The organism is Streptomyces sp. NPDC059906 (genome assembly GCF_042730645.1).
GTDB lineage: Bacteria > Actinomycetota > Actinomycetes > Streptomycetales > Streptomycetaceae > Streptomyces > Streptomyces rubrogriseus.
Genome location: NZ_JBHWKU010000003.1, coordinates 86,714 through 103,185 on the forward strand (window position 1 = coordinate 86,714; position 16,472 = coordinate 103,185).

17 protein-coding genes are annotated in these 16,472 nt (G+C 72.5%); 10 read left to right on the forward strand and 7 right to left on the reverse strand.

All coding sequences use genetic code 11. The features are described from left to right. Positions 1 to 83 precede the first annotated feature (83 nt). On the forward strand, positions 84 to 920 hold the full coding sequence (locus ACFV9J_RS05815) for a LysR family transcriptional regulator (RefSeq protein WP_385350370.1): 837 nt from the start codon (positions 84 to 86) through the stop codon (positions 918 to 920). 422 nt (positions 921 to 1,342) lie between these two features. Here the strand turns inward: ACFV9J_RS05815 and rmdA are convergent, their stop codons facing one another. The 3 genes from rmdA to ACFV9J_RS05830 all read right to left on the reverse strand — a co-directional run bounded on the left by rmdA (position 1,343) and on the right by ACFV9J_RS05830 (position 5,469). After that, on the reverse strand, positions 1,343 to 3,487 hold the full coding sequence (gene rmdA / locus ACFV9J_RS05820) for a cyclic Di-GMP phosphodiesterase RmdA (RefSeq protein ID WP_385350373.1): 2,145 nt from the start codon (positions 3,485 to 3,487) through the stop codon (positions 1,343 to 1,345). After that, entirely contained in the window at positions 3,484 to 4,296 is an 813-nt protein-coding gene (locus ACFV9J_RS05825) for an SAM-dependent methyltransferase (protein ID WP_385350375.1), read from the reverse strand. The genes rmdA and ACFV9J_RS05825 overlap by 4 nt, the downstream gene beginning before the upstream one ends. A 225-nt stretch (positions 4,297 to 4,521) precedes the next feature. Then, positions 4,522 to 5,469, reverse strand: a complete 948-nt coding sequence (locus ACFV9J_RS05830) for an SCO0930 family lipoprotein (protein ID WP_385351310.1) — start codon at positions 5,467 to 5,469, stop codon at positions 4,522 to 4,524. A 748-nt stretch (positions 5,470 to 6,217) separates the two neighbouring features. On the opposite strand from ACFV9J_RS05830, the gene ACFV9J_RS05835 reads away from it, so the two are divergent. The 3 genes from ACFV9J_RS05835 (at position 6,218) to ACFV9J_RS05845 (ending at position 7,859) form a co-directional block, all read left to right on the forward strand. After that, positions 6,218 to 6,349: a hypothetical protein gene (locus ACFV9J_RS05835; RefSeq protein WP_385350378.1), complete on the forward strand. Its 132-nt coding sequence runs from the start codon at positions 6,218 to 6,220 to the stop codon at positions 6,347 to 6,349. Between the two features lie 15 nt (positions 6,350 to 6,364). Further along, positions 6,365 to 7,129: a hypothetical protein gene (locus ACFV9J_RS05840; RefSeq protein ID WP_385350381.1), complete on the forward strand. Its 765-nt coding sequence runs from the start codon at positions 6,365 to 6,367 to the stop codon at positions 7,127 to 7,129. A 211-nt stretch (positions 7,130 to 7,340) separates the two neighbouring features. Further along, positions 7,341 to 7,859, forward strand: a complete 519-nt coding sequence (locus ACFV9J_RS05845; protein ID WP_385350384.1) for a hypothetical protein — start codon at positions 7,341 to 7,343, stop codon at positions 7,857 to 7,859. Positions 7,860 to 7,941: 82 nt separating this feature from the next. Here ACFV9J_RS05845 and ACFV9J_RS05850 read toward each other — a convergent pair whose 3' ends face one another. Further along, the gene (locus tag ACFV9J_RS05850; RefSeq protein ID WP_385350387.1) at positions 7,942 to 8,436 is read right to left on the reverse strand and encodes a hypothetical protein; all 495 of its coding nucleotides are present in this window, start codon (positions 8,434 to 8,436) and stop codon (positions 7,942 to 7,944) included. A gap of 330 nt (positions 8,437 to 8,766) precedes the next feature. Here ACFV9J_RS05850 and ACFV9J_RS05855 point away from each other — a divergent pair, with 330 nt between their 5' ends. Next, entirely contained in the window at positions 8,767 to 9,432 is a 666-nt protein-coding gene (locus ACFV9J_RS05855) for a class F sortase (protein ID WP_385350390.1), read from the forward strand. Between the two features lie 31 nt (positions 9,433 to 9,463). On the opposite strand, the gene ACFV9J_RS05860 is transcribed toward ACFV9J_RS05855, so the two are convergent. After that, positions 9,464 to 10,303, reverse strand: a complete 840-nt coding sequence (locus tag ACFV9J_RS05860) for a polysaccharide deacetylase family protein (protein ID WP_385350392.1) — start codon at positions 10,301 to 10,303, stop codon at positions 9,464 to 9,466. Positions 10,304 to 10,413: 110 nt separating this feature from the next. Between ACFV9J_RS05860 and ACFV9J_RS05865 the strand changes: the two genes are divergently transcribed. Further along, positions 10,414 to 10,875: a universal stress protein gene (locus tag ACFV9J_RS05865; RefSeq protein WP_003977923.1), complete on the forward strand. Its 462-nt coding sequence runs from the start codon at positions 10,414 to 10,416 to the stop codon at positions 10,873 to 10,875. Between the two features lie 120 nt (positions 10,876 to 10,995). Then, positions 10,996 to 12,402: an amino acid permease gene (locus tag ACFV9J_RS05870; protein WP_385350395.1), complete on the forward strand. Its 1,407-nt coding sequence runs from the start codon at positions 10,996 to 10,998 to the stop codon at positions 12,400 to 12,402. Here ACFV9J_RS05870 and ACFV9J_RS05875 read toward each other — a convergent pair. Beyond that, complete coding sequence (locus tag ACFV9J_RS05875; protein WP_385350398.1) at positions 12,399 to 13,214, reverse strand: alpha/beta fold hydrolase; 816 nt, start codon at positions 13,212 to 13,214, stop codon at positions 12,399 to 12,401. The two genes, ACFV9J_RS05870 and ACFV9J_RS05875, sit on opposite strands and share 4 nt — an antisense overlap. Positions 13,215 to 13,271: 57 nt before the next feature. Between ACFV9J_RS05875 and ACFV9J_RS05880 the strand changes: the two genes are divergently transcribed. Beyond that, positions 13,272 to 13,745, forward strand: a complete 474-nt coding sequence (locus ACFV9J_RS05880) for a MarR family winged helix-turn-helix transcriptional regulator (RefSeq protein ID WP_385350401.1) — start codon at positions 13,272 to 13,274, stop codon at positions 13,743 to 13,745. A 1-nt stretch (position 13,746) separates the two neighbouring features. Here ACFV9J_RS05880 and ACFV9J_RS05885 read toward each other — a convergent pair whose 3' ends face one another. Then, the gene (locus tag ACFV9J_RS05885) at positions 13,747 to 14,901 is read right to left on the reverse strand and encodes a CapA family protein (protein ID WP_385350404.1); all 1,155 of its coding nucleotides are present in this window, start codon (positions 14,899 to 14,901) and stop codon (positions 13,747 to 13,749) included. Between the two features lie 253 nt (positions 14,902 to 15,154). Between ACFV9J_RS05885 and ACFV9J_RS05890 the strand changes: the two genes are divergently transcribed. Both ACFV9J_RS05890 and ACFV9J_RS05895 read left to right on the forward strand, forming a co-directional pair. Then, complete coding sequence (locus ACFV9J_RS05890) at positions 15,155 to 15,709, forward strand: sigma-70 family RNA polymerase sigma factor (RefSeq protein ID WP_385350407.1); 555 nt, start codon at positions 15,155 to 15,157, stop codon at positions 15,707 to 15,709. Between the two features lie 140 nt (positions 15,710 to 15,849). Next, the gene (locus ACFV9J_RS05895; RefSeq protein WP_003977917.1) at positions 15,850 to 16,365 is read left to right on the forward strand and encodes a hypothetical protein; all 516 of its coding nucleotides are present in this window, start codon (positions 15,850 to 15,852) and stop codon (positions 16,363 to 16,365) included. Positions 16,366 to 16,472: the final 107 nt, after the last annotated feature.

The window sequence follows — 16,472 nt, forward strand, 5'->3', positions numbered from 1 at the left end:
GCCGGGCAGCCGGAACTGAAGGACCGATCGGATCCCGCTTGTTACCCTGAAGGTAATACCGGGCGGCATCGGAGGAGGCGGGCATGGAGTCGCGTCCCCTGCGCTACTTCGTGGCGGTCGCCGAGGAGCTGAACTTCGCGCGGGCCGCCGAGCGGCTGGGCATCTCCCCGCCGCCGCTGTCCAGAGCGATCCGCCGTCTGGAGGCGGAACTGGGTGTCGCCTTGTTCGAGCGGACCACCCACAGGGTGCCCCGGACCCCGGCCGGGGACGTGCTGCTCGCCGAGGCGCGCGTCGCGCTGGACGCGCTGGAAGCCGCCGGGCGGCGGGCCCGGCGGGCGGCCGGGGGACCGAAGCTGGTGCTGGCCGTGAAGGCCGACGGGGACGGGGGGCTGCTGGAGCCGATCCTCGCCCGCTACGCGTCGGAGCCCGGGTCCGTGCCGGTCGCCGTCCGGCTGTGCGGGTGGCAGGAGCAGCCGCGGCTGCTGCGCGCCGGCGAGGCGGACGTCGCCCTGGTCCACGCGCCGTTCGACGGCACCGGCCTCGACACCGAGACGCTGGCCGCCGAACCGCGCGTCGCCGTCCTCGCCGCGGACCACCCGCTCGCCGCCCGCGACCAACTGGAGCTGGCCGACCTGGGCCTCGACGCGGGCAGCGTGGAGCGGCACATCGACGAGGCCCGGCGCGGCCACGACGACCTGGCCCAGGTGCTCACGGCGGTCTCCCTCGGCAAGGTCGTCACCCTGCTGCCCGCCTCGGTGACCGCCCGCTACCCGAGGCCGGGCGTCGCCTACCGCCCGGTCCCGGACGCGCCGCCGGTCGTCCTGGCCCTCGCCTGGCCCCGGCAGTCCCGCTCGACGGCGACCGCGGCCCTGGTCCGCGCGGCGACGGAAGCCGCCGAGGCCGCCCGCGCCGGGGCGTGAACCAAGTCGTCGGTGCCGGGGCGGAAGCCGGGGCGTCCGCGCCGGGAGGAGAACGGAGACGCCCGCGCCGGCAGGGGGGCCGACGCACCCGCGCCGGGGCGTGAACCGAGAACCGTCCGCGCCGGGGCAGAAGCCGGGGCGTCCGCGCCGGGAGGAGAACGGAGACGCCCGCGCCGGCAGGGGAGCCGACGCACCCGCGCCGGGGCGTGAACCGAGAACCGTCCGCGCCGGGGCGTGAACCGAGCCGTCCGCGCCGGGGCGGGAGCCAAGCCACCCACGCCGGCCGCCCTGCGGCAAGGCGCAGGCTGGGCCGCCCCGGGGCCGGGATGCCGCACGGGCACATGCGGCGACGCATGGCCCGAGCCGCCCGGGGCGGAGCCTGGGCCGGCCGTGACGGGTCCCGGACGGACCGGCGGCCCCGCTCAGCCCGTGGCGTCCACCAGGGCCAGTTCGTGCAGCCGCTCCGGCGGGCCCGGGCGGGCGTAGTACCAGCCCTGGGCCGTGTCGCAGCCCAGTATGCGCAACTGCTCGGCCTGGGCGCCGGTCTCCACGCCCTCCACGGTGACCGCGAGGTCCAGGCTGTGGGCCAGGGCGACGATCCCCTCGACGATCTTCAGGTCGACGGCGTCCGCCGGGAACTGCTGCATGCTCTGCGTGAACGAGCGGTCCAGCTTGAGGACGCTCACCGGCAGCCGGCGCAGGTTGGCGAGGTTGGAGTAGCCGGTGCCGAAGTCGTCCAGGGCGATGTCGACGCCCATCTCGGCCAGCCGGCGCAGCGGCTTCAGCAGGTCGTCGTCCGCGCCGATCAGCGCCGACTCGGTCACCTCCAGGCACAGCGCGTCGGGCGTGACACCGGCCCGCTCCAGGATCTCGACGGTGTCCTGGACCAGGCCGGGGTGGGTGAGCTGGCAGGGCGAGAGGTTGACGTTGATGCGCAGCGGGCCCGCGGCGCCGCTCTCGCCGTACCGCTCCCGCCAGACGCGGGCCTGCCGCACCGACTGCTCCAGGACCCAGCGGCCCAGCGGCACGATCAGCCCGGTGTGTTCCGCGAGCGGGATGAACCGGTCCGGGCCGAGCACCCCGTGCTGCGGGTGCAGCCAGCGCACCAGCGCCTCGGCGCCGCGCACACTGCCGTCACCGAGGTGGACCAGCGGCTGGTACTCGATGAAGAACTCGCCGCGCTCCAGCGCCGCGGGCAGCGCCGTGGTCAGCCCGTGCCGGGTGATGACACGGGCGTCGGCCTCCGGGTCGGCCAGCTCGAAGCGGTTGCCCCCCGCCGACTTGGCCCGGTACATGGTGATGTCGGCGCTGCGCAGCACCTCGGCCGGGCTGCGCTCCCCCGCCGGGCCCTCGACGATGCCGATGCTGCCGCGCACGGTCAGTTCCCGGCCGTCGACGCTGACCGGCGCGAGCAGCGCGTTCATGATGCGGCCGGCCAGCTCGTCGACCTCGCGGCGGGTGTCCGGTCCGGTGGTCAGCGCCACGAACTCGTCGCCGCCCAGCCGGGCCACCATCTCGCCGGGCGCGGTGGCACAGCCCTGGAGCCGGTCGGCGACCTCCACGAGCAGCCGGTCGCCGGCCGCGTGGCCGAGGCTGTCGTTGACGGTCTTGAAGCCGTCGAGGTCGAGATAGCACAGGCCGAAGCGCTGGCCCGGGCCCGCGTTCAGGGCCTTCTCCAGGCGTTCGAAGAAGAAGCTGCGGTTGGGCAGGCCGGTGAGCGCGTCGTGCGTGGCCTCGTAGCGCAGCCGGAGGTTGAGCAGCCGCCGCTCGGTGGTGTCCTCCATCAGCGCGAGCTGGTACTGCGGGGTGCCGTCGGCGTCGCGCAGCAGGGAGACGGTGAGGTTGGTCCACAGGACCGTCCCGTCGGGCCGGTAGAAGGCCTTCTCCACGTGGTAGTGCTCGCGTTCGCCGCGCACCAGCTCCTCGTAGAGCCGCCAGGTCTGCGGCGCGTCGTCGGGGTGCGTCCACTCCGTGGCCCGGCGACCGCCGAACGTGGCGTCCGCGATGCCGAACATGCGCATCAACGCCTCGTTGACCTGGAGGATGTTGCCCTCCAGGTCGGCGATGCCGATGCCTATGGCGGCGCCCTCGAAGACCGCGCGGAAGCGGGCCTCGCTGGCGTGCAGGGCCTCGGCGACCACGCCCTGCGCCTTCAGGGCGGCCTGCGCGATGGCCTCCTGCTCGGCGAGGGTACGGGCGCGCAGCGCCCCGGCGAACCCGGCCGCCATGGCGTGCTGGAGCCGGGCCGAACGGGCCCGCAGGTCCTCCGGGTCGCCGTCCTCGCCGCAGTAGAGCACCAGGTAGGCGTCGACGCAGTCCAGCGTCCGGGAGAGCGCGTCGGGGTCGGTGCAGTGGGCGTCGACGAGGGCGGCGCCGACGGCCCTGGCCTCCTCCGCGTCGAAGCTGCGGGCGCGCAGCACGTCGCTCAGCCGGCGGGCCAGCGGCAGCAGTTCCGCCTCGAACTCGGGCCGGGTGGACGACGTCGAGGTCACCGGGAACACGGCCCGGCTCCAGATCGTCGCGAACCGGCGCAGCCTGTCCTCCGGCCCGTCCGGCTCGGCGCTCACGCCGTACGCCCCACGCCGGCGAACCCGGAGAACGCGTACGGGTCCTCCTCCTCGGGCTCCCCCTCCGGCCTCCAGCGCGGCATCGGAACCAGTCCGGGTTCCACCATGTCGTACCCCTCGAAGAACCGCGCGATGTGCTCGCGCGAACGCATGATCAGCGGATTGCGGATGTCCTTGTACACGTCCACCGCGCCTCCGGCCCGCTCGGCGGGCAGCGGGATGTTCTCGTACGAGGCGTGCGTGAGGACGAGCAGGCTGCCGGGCGCGAGCGCGTCGCTCAGCTCGGCCACCGCAGCGTACGGGTCGTCCTCGTCTTCCACGAAGTGCAGTATGGCAACCAGCAGCAGGGCGACCGGCCGATTCAGGTCGATCAGCCGCTCCACCTGGGGGCTGGCCAGGATCTCTCGCGGCTTGAGCAGGTCGCCGGCCACGACGTCCGCGCCGTCGTGGCCCGCCAGGACGGCCTCGCTGTGCGCGACCGCGACCGGGTCGTGGTCCACGTACACCACGCGGGCGCCGGGGCGGCTGCGTCCGGCCACCTCGTGGACGTTGCCGAAGGTCGGGATGCCGGAGCCGATGTCGAGGAACTGGTCGATGCCCTCGCCGGCCGCGAAGCGCACGGCCCGGCGCATGAACGCCCGGTTCGCCTGCATGATCTTGGGGAGCCCCGGCATGAACTCCATGGCCCTGCGGGCCGCTTCGCGGTCCACCTCGAAGTTGTGCGAACCGCCCAGGTAGAAGTCGTAGATCCGGGACACGCTGGGCACCGAGATGTCGATGCTGCGAGGGGCCCAGGCGGGACGCTCCATCTAGCTCTCCAAGGCATAGGCGATCCGGTGTTCGAGCTGAGGCTACTGATCGCCCGCCAAAGGGGCGAGCCCAAACGGAAATTGACCGTCCGTTCCCGGTCACTGCCCGGGGCACGTGCCGTGGGCGAAGGCATGCCAAAGCGCCCGAACGGGACCGTCCCCTCCGCTGGGCACGGAGGGGACGGTCCGCTGGTCGGACGCCGAAGGGCGGCGGGCGGGAGGTCGCTACTTCTTCGGCGCGCCGACCGGCTTTCCGTCGGGCTTGACGGCGTACCAGGTGCCGCCGACGCCCTGACCGTTGGTGTCCCCGGCCTCCTTGTCGCCGGCGAAGGTGTAGATGGGCCAGCAGTCGATCGTCTGCTGGGCGGCGCCGTCGGGCCGGGTGAAGCTCATCAAGCCCTTCTTCTCGACGCCCTCGGTGTCGTTCGCCTCGACGGGCGCCACGACCGGCCACTTCGCCAGGCAGGCGCCGGTGCAGGCCGACACCGGCTTCGGCCAGGCCTCGTCCTTCATGAAGCGGTAGACGGTCATGCCGTTCTTGTCGACGACGATCTCGCCGAGCTTCGGGTCCTCGCGGGTGGACAGCCCGGCGGCCGGCTCGGCCTTGGCCTTCTTGCCGTCGGCGGCCAGCGCGTACCACTTCTTGCCGACGCCCTGGCCCTTGACGTCCCCGGCGGCGGTGTCCTTGGCGTAGCGGTACGCGGGCCAGCCGCCGATCGTCAGCTGCTTGGTGCCGTCGGGGCGGGCGACCTCGCCGAGCAGGTCCTTGTCGATGCCCTCGCCGGCGAGGGCGTCGTCCGCGGCGACCGGCGGCCACTTGGTGGCGCAGTCGTTCTCGCAGGTCGTCTTGGGCGGCTCGGCGGTGTCGGCGTCGAAGCGGTAGAGGGTGCGGCCCGCTCCGTCGGTCACCAGATCGCCGATCTCGGCGTTCGCCGAGACGGACAGCTTGCCCGCCGGCTCCGGAGCGCTCGCCGAGGTCTGTCCGGCGCCCGCGCCGGTGCCGACTCCGTCACCGGCGCCGGTGCCCAGGTCGCCGACGTCGCCGGGGGCGGCCGTGGCGCCCACGTTCTGGCTGCCGGTGGGGCCGCCGCCGTCCTGGCCGCACGCCGTCGTCAGCGCCAGCAGCGCCGCGGCGCCCGCCACGAGTGAGGCGCTCCGCCAGGAGGTCTTCATCGTCAATCCCCGATCGTCACGAAGGTGTTGGGGCGCCCTGCTGGGCCGCCGCACGACACTGGGTACGCACGGGGAAGCCCGTTGTGTTCAACCGGTCGCGGGTTTTCTTCCCGTCCGCCACCGGCGCGCGGTGCCTCGTACAGGCTTACGGGCCCCGGCGCGGGCAGTTCCGCCCCCGTCAAACCGCTGGTGGGGCCATGTCCCTCCTTCGGGGCAATCACCGGGTACTCGGGCGTGGGACGGTGCGCCAGGCTTCATGATCTGCGTCGTGCATGGACCCGAACCGACCCGATCCGCCGCTGCCGGACGGGTGTTGGCCCTGGTGACGTTGACGTTCACCCTCGTCGGCATACCGGTCGGCGCGGCCCGGGCCGACGCGTGTGCGTACGCGTCGACCGGACCGGACGGCACCGACGCGGTGGCGGTCGCCGGGAGCGCCTCCTGGCCCACCTTCCCGCCCTGTCCCAAGCCGACACCGACACCAACGCCGACGCCCCCACCGGACCCCGAACCGACGCCGCCCCCGCCCGAGCCCACTCCTCCGCCCGCCCCGAAGCCGCCCCCGCCGAAGCCACCGGCGCCGGAGCCCGAACCGCCGCCGCCTCCCGCCCCGCGGCCGGCGCCGCCGCGGCCCGCCCCTGAGCCGAGCCCGACGCCGACGCCCGCTCCCACCCCGCCGCCGGTCCGCCCCGCGCCGCCCGCCCCCGCGCCCTCGGTCACGCCCACGCCCCGTCCGTCGCTCAGCCCGGTGCACTATCCGCGCCACCGTGCCGCCCGGGCGCCGCAGCGTTCCTCGCACGGGACCACGTCACCGCTCGTCTTCGTCCTGCTCATCACGGTGCCCGCGGTGGTCGCCGTCGCCGCGCTCCGTGCGCGCTGATCCTGGAGGCATCTCTTGCCGGAATGGCTTGTTCTCACCCTCGCGATGCTGGCCGCCGGTGTCGTGGTGGTCATCATCACCCTCCTGCGGCACCGCGCCGCGTCCGACGACGAGGACATCACCGAGACCCCGGACGTCATCGAGTACATGACGATGTGGATCGGCGTGGTGTACGCCATCGTCCTGGGCCTGGCCATCGCCGGTGTCTGGGAGGCGCGCAGCGCCGCCGAGGCCGACGTGCAGACGGAGGCCGTCGCGCTGCACGAGGTCTCGGAACGTGCCCGGGTCTACCCGGCCGACGTCCGTGACCGCATCCGGGCGGATGTCAACGCCTATGTCGGACACGTCGTCACCACCGAGTGGAAGGCCATGGCCGACCACGGCGAGGTGACCGACCGCGGCACCGAGCTGCTCGACCGGGTGCGCGCGGACGTCACGGACTACGAACCGAGGTCGGACTTCGAGGCGCAGGCGTACCAGCCCCTCGTGGACCAGGTGGCCCTCGCGGACCAGGCTCGCAACGCCCGTGCGCAGTCGACCGGGGCGACCATGCCGGGGGTGGTGTGGTTCGGGCTGATCGCCGGGGCCGTCATCACCATCGGGATGGTCTTCGCCCTGCAGATCCGGCGCACGCCCCGGGAGCTGATCCTCGCGGGACTGTTCTCCGCGCTGATCGCCTTCCTGCTCTTCCTGATCTGGGACTTCGACGCCCCCTTCAGCAGGGGCGTCTCGGCGTCGACCGACCCGTTCCTGAGCCTGTTCCCCGGCGCCGGGGACTGACCCGGCACCGGCACGGCGCTGGCACGAAAGCGGGGACGGTGACGGCCGACACGCCGTCACCGTCCCCTGAGCGGCCCACACTCTTGCCCCATTCGCGCGACTGCGATCGCGGTGACGTGCACGGCTTCCTAGCGTTTCAGACATCGAGGTGCATTCCTGGCGCGAGCGGAACAGGTCCGCCGCCGCTCCTCGGGGATCCGGAGGATTCACCATGCGCGCGATACCCGTCGCCTCGGTCGCACTGCTGGGCACCGCCGCCCTCTCCGCCTGCGTACCGGCCGGGGCCGTGGGCTCGAACACGTTCGGCTTCACCGTCAGCCCCGCCACCGTGGCACCCGGCGGCGAGGTCACGCTGGGGGTGGGCCGTACCGAGGCGGGCTGCCGGGGGCGGGTCACGGTGACCTCGCCGGTGTTCGACACGGTCACCATCCCCCGGGACGAGTCGTCCGCCACGGCGCGGGTCGACCGGGACGCCCGGCGCGGGGCGGTGTACCGGGTGACGTTCGCCTGCCGGGACAAGACCGGCACGGTGGACCTGACGATCGCGGGCGGCGGCTCGCACCACCCGGCCGACGAGCCCTGGCACGACAAGGGCGTGCACGCCGGGCAGGGCGGCAGCGTCGCGAGGTTCGACCTGAAGCAGATCGGGCTCGGCGCGGCGCTCATCGCGGGGGCGGTGGGCACCGCATACCACCTCTCGCGCCGCCGTTCCGGCGAGAACCGGGCCTGACCCGTCCGCATCACGCGCGGCACTTCGCCCCGGATCCCACCGGATCCGGGGCGAAGTGCCGCTGCCGTCCTGCGCCGTGCGTTCAGATCCGCCGCTCGGACCGGCGGCGCATCCAGAACAGTCCGCCGCCGGCGACGGCCGCGGCGACGAGCCCGCCGCCGATCGCGATGTCGGTCGAGGTCGCCCCGCTGGAGCTGCTGCCGCCGAGGCCGCCGCGGACACCGCCGATGACGGTGAAGGCGGCCGGCCGGGTCAGCCGGCGGCCCGAGCAGTTGACGGTGATGTCGTACGAGCCCGGCCTGGCGTCCTGCTTGATCGTGGCGGTGCCCTTGGACGTCTCGTTGGCTCCCCTGACCGGGGTCAGGTGGGTGGTCCGGAAGGCGTCCGAGGTCATGGTGCCGCCCTGGGGGCAGCCGTCGACCGTGACGGTCATCTGGCCGCCGCGGGCGATCACGCTGGGCAGCGCGACGATGTTGCTGGGCTGGTTGTGGTCACCGCCCGCGGTGGCCGCGGGGGCGGCCAGTCCGAGGACAGCGACGGCGGCGCCGGCTGCCGCGAGGGCACGAGTGTTGCGCATGTGATCCTCCGCGGAAGACGCCCCGGGTCCCGTCCCCGGTCGATCGGCGAGAAAGCGCCTCCCAGAAAGACCCTCAGTTGCCCTGCCCGCAGCCGCATTTCGGGAATGGTCCGTCCTGGTGAGCGGCTTGCCGGACCGAAACCGCGCGAGTGGATATCGCCGCAGGTCACGCCCCGTCAGAAAATCTTGCCGGTCGCCTCCCGGATGGCGCACGGAAGGACGCGCGCACCACCCGTTCGCCGCCGCCCCGTCGCCGGTCCCCCGCACCGCGCTTAGCGTGCTCGTATGCGCGGATGATCCGGCGACGGCCGGGTCGAGAGGGGATGGCGAATGTACGACTCCGAGTTGGCCGAAGAGGAGGAGCGGCGGAGGAAGCGCGCTCCCTGGGGCGTGATAGCGCTTGTTCTGCTGACCGGTCTCGCGCTCATCCGCAACGGCTCCGGGGAATTCGACGTGGGCCCCCCGCAGCCCGCGTCGGCCGCCGCGTCGGACACCCGCTCGGCGACCGGCGACGGCGCAGCGGCCGGAGTGGCCCCGCTGGCGTACTCGGTGCCCGACCGGGTCTCCATCCCGGCCATCCAGGTCGACGCGCCGGTCATGGGGGTCGGTCTCGACGCGGACGGCTGGGTCGACGCGCCGCCGCCCGAGGACCCGAACCTGGCCGGCTGGTTCACCGGCGCGGTCTCCCCGGGGGAGAAGGGCACCGCGGTGGTGGTCGGCCATGTCGACAACCAGCAGGGTCCCGCGGTCTTCTACGGACTCGGGGCCCTGAAAAAGGGAAACAAGGTGGAAGTGCACCGCCAGGACGGAAAGACGGCGGTCTTCGAGATCTACGGCATCGAGGTGTTCGAGAAGAACAATTTCCCCGGCGACCGGGTCTACGGCTCGAAAGGCAGCCCCGAATTGCGGGTCATCACCTGCGGCGGCGGTTTCACCAAGCAGAACGGCTACGACGGGAACGTGGTCGCCTTCGCCCGCCTGGTCGAGGTCCGCTGAGCGTGCCCCGGCCGGGCGGGCCCGGCGGCGGTCAGATCAGGCGCCGCCGGGGGACGGTGAGGTGGTAGCCGGAGTCGAGCAGCTCGGGCAGATAGCGGCGCAGGGCGCGGACACTCTGCGAACGGTCGCCCCCGGCGTCGTGCGAGAGCACCACGACACCGGGGGCCGCGCCTTCCTCGACCCGCTCGACGATGGTGCCGGTGCCGGGTGTCGTCCAGTCCAGGGTGTCCACGGTCCAGGCGAGCGGCTCCATGCCGAGTTCCGCGCCGAGCTGGAAGGCGGCGCGGTTCCACGCTCCGTACGGGGCCCGGAACCAGCGGGGCGCCTCCCCGTAGGCCTGCTCGACGACCTCGCTGGTGCGCTCCATCTCGGAGCGGATGCGGCGCCGGGTGAGTTTGGTCAGCAGCGGGTGGGACCAGGTGTGGTTGCCCACCACGTGTCCCTCGTCGGCCATCCGCGTCAGCAGGTCCCGGTTGTAGTCCGCCATCTCCCCGCACACGAAGAACGTCGCCCGCACCTCGTACTTCGCCAGGGTGTCCAGGATCCGCGGGGTGTACTCGGGGTGGGGCCCGTCGTCGAAGGTGAGCAGCATGGTGCGGCCCCGGCCCGTCATGCGCAGGATCGGCTCGCTGCGCACCGGTGGCCGGCCGGGTGCGGCACGCGGTGCGCCGTATCCGGTCAGGGGCTGGAGCCGGTAGGCGGAGGGTTTGAGCGGGCTGCGCTGCAAAGGTCCCGGGGCGGGTACGGGGGCGGGCGGCCGGGACGGTCCGTGTCCCAGGCCCGCCGCGAGTGCGCCGCCGGCGCCGGCCGCGCCCAGGGCCGCGACGCCGGTGAGCAGGGTGCGGCGGGTGAGCAACTGGTCCTTCTTCATGACTCATCAGTCGCCCGGTCACGGCACGCCGCACCTGAGCAACACCGGTGCGGCGGCATGAAACCACCCGCCCGGCTCAAGATCACCGGGGACTCCGATAGCCTCGCCGCGTGACGGAACAGCACTCCCATCAGTTCGAACGCGGCACGGACGGGCCGAAGGTCATCGTCGTCGGTGTGGACGGCTCCGACTCCTCACTGCGGGCCGCGGCCTACGCCGGTGGGATGGCGCGGCGGCAGGGCGCCCTGCTCGCCGTGGTGTACGTGCAGCCGGTGCTGGCGGGTGGTGCGGCGCTCGGGGCGTCGGTGGCGGAGACGACCGACGAGATCGCCGAGGAACTGGTGGCCCAGATCCGGGAGGCGACCGAGCGGGTGAAGGGGATATTCGACATCCGCTGGGAGTTCCACACCTTCCGCGGCGACCCGTACAGCGGTCTGCGGCAGACGGCCGACGAGCTGAAGGCGGACGCGGTGGTGGTCGGCGCCTCCGAGCAGGCCGGTCACCGGTTCGTCGGCTCGGTCGCGGTACGGCTGGTGAAGGCGGGCCGCTGGCCGGTCACGGTGGTGCCGTAGCACCAGTCGGATCGGTGTGTGCGTCTTGGGACCTTTGTGCGTCGTGACTTCCGTCACGGACGTGTGTGCGTCATCATGATCCACCGTCAGCCGTTTGCCGTTCACGAAGAGGTGAGGCGCATGGCCCGGTTCCGCATGGGCGAGGGTGTTCTCCGCCGCAAACCCATCGAACACATCGAGGAGACGGAGAGCGGCGGGGGCCTGGTGCGCTCGCTGGGGCTGTGGCAGCTCACCGCGATCGGTGTCGGCGGCATCATCGGGGCCGGCATCTTCACTCTCGCCGGTACGGTCGCCAACGGCACGGCGGGGCCGGCGGTCCTGATCTCCTTCCTCATCGCCGGTGTCGCGAGTGCGGCGGCCGCCCTGTCGTACGCCGAGTTCGCCGGGCTGATCCCGAAGGCCGGTTCCGCCTACACCTACGGCTACGCGGTCCTGGGCGAGCTGGTGGGCTGGTTCATCGGGTGGGACCTGCTCCTGGAGTACACGGCGATCGTGGCGGTGGTCGCGATCGGCATCTCGGGCTACTTCAGCTTCCTGGTCGGCGAGATGGGCGCCGACCTGCCGAACTGGATGCTGGGGGCGCCCGGCACCGGGAACGGGCACAAGGTCGACCTGTTCGCTGCCGTGCTGTGCCTGCTGATCGCGTACCTGCTGACGCTGGGCATCAGGAACGCCGCCCGCTTCGAGATGGTCGTGGTGGTGCTGAAGGTGCTGGTGGTGCTGCTGGTGATCGGGGTCGGCGTCTTCCACATCAACAGCTCGAACTACCACCCGTTCTTCCCGTTCGGGGTCGGCGGGGCGTTCACCGGTGCGGCGACGGTGTTCTTCGCGGTCTTCGGCTACGACGCCATGTCGACGGCGGCCGAGGAGTCGAAGGACGCTCAGCGGCACATGCCGAAGGCGATCATCTACTCGCTGATCATCTCGATGGTGCTGTACGTGGCGGCCTGTCTGGTGCTGACCGGCATGCAGAACTACAAGGAGATCGACCCGGAGAGCGGCTTCTCGACGGCGTTCAAGTCGGTGGGGCTCAGCTCGCTGGCCGACATCATCGCGGTGGGTGCCATCATCGGCATCCTCACGGTGATGTTCACGTTCATGCTGGGCGTGACCCGGGTGTGGTTCTCCATGTCGCGCGACGGGCTGCTGCCCAAGTGGTTCGCCAAGACGCACCCGACGCGGCACGTGCCGACGCGGGTCACCTGGATCGTCGGGTGCGCGTCCGCCGTGATCGCCGGGTTCCTGCCGATCGGCGAGGCGGCGGAGCTGACCAACATCGGCATCCTGCTGGCGTTCGTGGTGGTGTGCGCGGCGGTGATCGTGCTGCGCTACCGGCAGCCGGACCTGCCGCGCACCTTCCGTACCCCGTGGATGCCGTTCGTGCCGGCGCTGGGCATCGTCTTCTCGATCTGGCTGATCACGTTCCTGCAGTGGCAGACCTGGGTGCGGTTCGCCGTGTGGTTCGCGGTCGGCCTGGTGATCTACTTCGCGTACTCGTACCGGAAGTCGGAGCTGGCGCGCCGTTAGAGGGTGCGCAGGAACCCGGCGACGATGTCCGTGAAGGCCTCGGGCCGCTCCATGTTCGGGTAGTGCCCGACGCCCTCGACGTTGACGGAGCGGCCGTCCGGGACCGTACGGGCGAACCGTTCCGCCTCGGCGACCAGGTCGGGCGCGTCCAGCGCGCCGTTGACGGTGAGGACCGGGACGTCGATCTTCGGGACGCGGGACCAGGTGTCGGTGAGCGGCACGTGGTGGTTCTCCTCGTCCGGGGTGTGCTTGGAGAGGGTGCCCAGCGCCATCTCGCGCACCCGGCGCAGCACGTCCGGGTCGACGTCGTCGAGGGTGCGGTGCGGCCCCGGCACGAAGCGCAGGAACGCCGTGAGCCAGCCCTCGACGTCGCCCGCGCCCAGGGCGCGTTCCTGGTCGGCCAGCACCTGGCGCACCCACGCGTCGGTGTACTCGAACTCGCTGGTGGAGGCTCCGCAGGCGACTACCGCGCGGACCAGCTCCGGGTACTCGATGACCGTGTCGGTGGCGATGGCGCCGCCCATCGACACACCGACGAGTACCGCGGGGCCGGCGTCGAGGTGGCGCAGCAGCGCGGCGAGGTCGTCCGCCCAGCGGAACGGCCGGGTCGCGTTGGCGGAGGCGCCGTGACCGCGGACGTCGGGGGCGATCACGCGGTACTCGCGGGCCAGGGCCGGGATCTGGTCGTCGAACACGCGGTGGTCGGTGAACCCGGAGTGCAGCAGGACGACCGGGTCTCCCGCGCCGGTGTCGCGGTAGGCGAGGTCGCCGTCGGCGGAGGCGAAGAAGCGGAGGTCCGAAGCGGTAGTCATGACAACCAAGGTGTCATGTGGGGACGGCTTTGGCAACTCAGGTGTCATGATGGCGGGGTGAACGACATCGACGCACCCCTCCCCCCGGACGCGCTCGCCCGGCGCCTCACCGAGGTGTACGACCTGGTCGGCCCCCTCTACCGGCGCGCGCAGCGCGGCGTCGAGCAGGGCCTGGCCGGCGACGGCCTGTCCGTGGGCGTCCGTGCCGTGCTGACGATGCTTCGGCGCGGCGGGCCGATGACCGTGCCGCAGATGGGCCGGGCCCAGGCGATCAGCCGTCAGTTCGTGCAGCGGATGGTCAACGACGCGGCGGTCCAGGACCTGGTGGAGAGCATCCCGAACCCGGCGCACCGCCGGTCCTCGCTGATCCGGCTCACCGCCCGGGGCCGGGAGGCGATCGACGAGGTCCTCGACCGGGAACACCAACTGCTGCGCGAGGTCGGCCCGGACCTCACGGACGCCGACGTCACCACCTGCCTGCGGGTGCTCGGCGCCATGCTGACGGCCCTGGACCACGTGGCGGACGCCTGACCTACTTCCCCATCACGAGCCCGTCCTCGGCGGCGCCCCGGCTGAGCACCACGTCGCGGATGCGGTCCCGCACGCCCCGCAGCTCGGCGCCCTTGTCCAGCGCCCGGTTGAGGTTCACCACCCGGCCGGCGTCCACGTCGAACAGCTGCGGGACGAACTCGGCCTTCGTCACCTTCCAGCGTTCGCCGGCCCGGTCGGGCGGGGCGAAGGTGAAACGGCCGATGGCCGACTGGTTGCCGCGCGGATCGCGCACGCCCTCGTTGTTGACCATCTCGCCCGCGATCTGGTCCCCCATGCCGTACACCACCCAGGTGCCGTTGACCTTCTCGTAGGCCTGCGGGACATGGGCGTGGGTGCCGAGGATCAGGTCGATGTCGGGGCGGTCGCCGGTGCGGGCCGCGGTGAGGCTCCGGGCGAGGGCCAACTGGTCCTGGTCGGGCTCGTCCTGCCATTCGGTGCCCCAGTGCATCGACACGACGACGACGTCGGCGCCGGCCTTCCGGGCGGCCCGCGCGTCCTCGACGATGCGCGCCTCGTCGATCAGACCGACCGCCCAGGGCTGGTCCGCGGGCAGCGGGTGGCCGTTGGTGTGGAGGGTGTAGGCGAGGTGGGCCACCTGGGCCCGGCCCGCGCGCAGCACCGTCGCGATGTCCGCCTCGGCCTCGGTGCGCGCCGTCCCGGCGTGCCGTACGCCCGCCCGGTCGAGGGCGTCCAGGGTGCGCCGGATGCCGTCGGCGCCGTCGTCGACGCTGTGGTTGGAGGCGGTGGAACAGCCGTCGTAGCCGGTGGCGGCCAGCGCCTCGGCCACCTCGGGCGGGGACTTGAAGAGCGGGTAGCCGCGGTAGTCGCCGTTCGCGCCGTAGACGGTCTCCATGTGGCACAGCGCCAGGTCGGCCCGCGCGACGACGGGCCGGGCGCCGGCGAGCATGGGGCGGAAGTCGTAGCCGGTACCGCCGGCGTCGAAGCGGGCCCGTTCGATGATCGAGTCGTGCGGGAGCACGTCTCCGGAGGCGACCAGGGTGAAGGCACCCTCGACGGCGGCGGGCGGAGCCGGTGCCGGCGGCTTCGGCGGTTCGTGGTCGCGGGCCTGGCAGGCCGCGCCCGCGGTGAGGAGGGCGGTCAGGGCCAGGGCCACCTGCCGGCTGCGTGTGATCATCCGTTCACTCCGCTGGGTCGCACACACCAATGAAAAGTCACATTTACTTACAAACAGGTAAAGAGGCTCGGTTCGTCACACGCGGCTCCGACACGCCCATTAGCCCGTCCGGCGTGCGCGAACGGGGTGCCCGAACCCCACAGCCACCGCACCCCGACCGTTCGTCGAACCGTTCGTCGACGCGATCGACCGTCCGCCGCACGCCCGTGCGTACGCCCTGTCCCCGCACGGCCCCCTGCGGTGCCATACGGCCATGACGGCCGGAATCACCCTCACGGACACAGCGAACGGGACGACCGCCGAGCACGAGCTCGCCGCACTGCAACGCGAGCACGGCCGGCCGCTCTTCGCGCTGCTGCTGCGGCTCAGCGACGGCGACCGGCAGCGCGCCGAGGACCTGGTGCAGGAGACCCTGGTCCGCGCCTGGCAGCACCCCGAGGCGCTGCGCGCCGACGACTTCGACTCCGTACGGCCGTGGCTGCTCACCGTGGCCCGGCGGCTCGCGATCGACGCGCGCCGCGCCCGCCGGGCCCGTCCCCCGGAGGTCGGCGACGCCGTGCTGGAGAACGCGCGCGTCTGCGCGGATCACGCCGAACGGGCCGCCGCCGCCCTCGATGTGCGCGAGGCTGTGAAGACTCTCACTCCCGAGCACCGTGAAGTCCTGGTGCTGGTGTACTTCCAGGGGGCGAGTGTGGCGGAAGCCGCGGCTGCCCTCGGCATCCCACCCGGTACCGTGAAGTCCCGCGCGTACTACGCGCTGCGCGCCATGCGCAGGGTGCTACCGGGATACGCCGCCGACCTGCGGTGAAACCGACCTTTTGGTCAAGCCTCCGTAAAGCGCCTTGCCCAGGACCCCGGTTGAGCAGTCGGCTGTCCTCATCCGTGTTCCGGACGGGGGTCCATGACCCGGTCGGGCGACGCGCACGCACCGGAGGAAGGCAGGAAGGGATGCTGCACAGAGGTCAAGAGAGCACGGACGGCACCGGTGGGGGCGAACTGAGCGTTCCCATGGCGTGGTTGTACGCCGAGTACATCGCCGACGAGCTGCTGCGGACCGGCGACCTGATGCCGCCGACGTCCTTCGAGTTCCGCGCCGGACGCGACGCGCTGGCACTCACCGTCTTCCTTTCCGACACGGAGAACGAACTGAGCGGCATCCGGGTCGTCACCCACCTGGAGACCTGGCTGTCCCTGACGGCCTACGACCAGCCCTGGCACGAGTGGGTGCACGGGCGGCTGGCCGAGGTCACGGCCGACGCCGTCGCCGCCGGACGCCACTCGCCGGACCTGGAGCTGGCCCGCGCGGCCTGGCGCTGGCTCCAGGACACCGAACTGCTCGCCCCGGACCTGAACGCGGTGCCCGGGGGTGCGCCGGTGACCGGAGAGGACGAGGGACCGAAGGTGTGGACACCCGCCTGGCAGCTCGGGCTGCCGCTGGGACACCTCGCCATCCACCTCTTCTAGCCTCCCCGGCCGGCCCCTTCCGGCCTTCCCGGCCGGCCTCGCGGACTTTCCCGCGGGACGGACCAATCCACGCCCCTGGCCGCTCCGAACACCTCGGTTGCGATTCC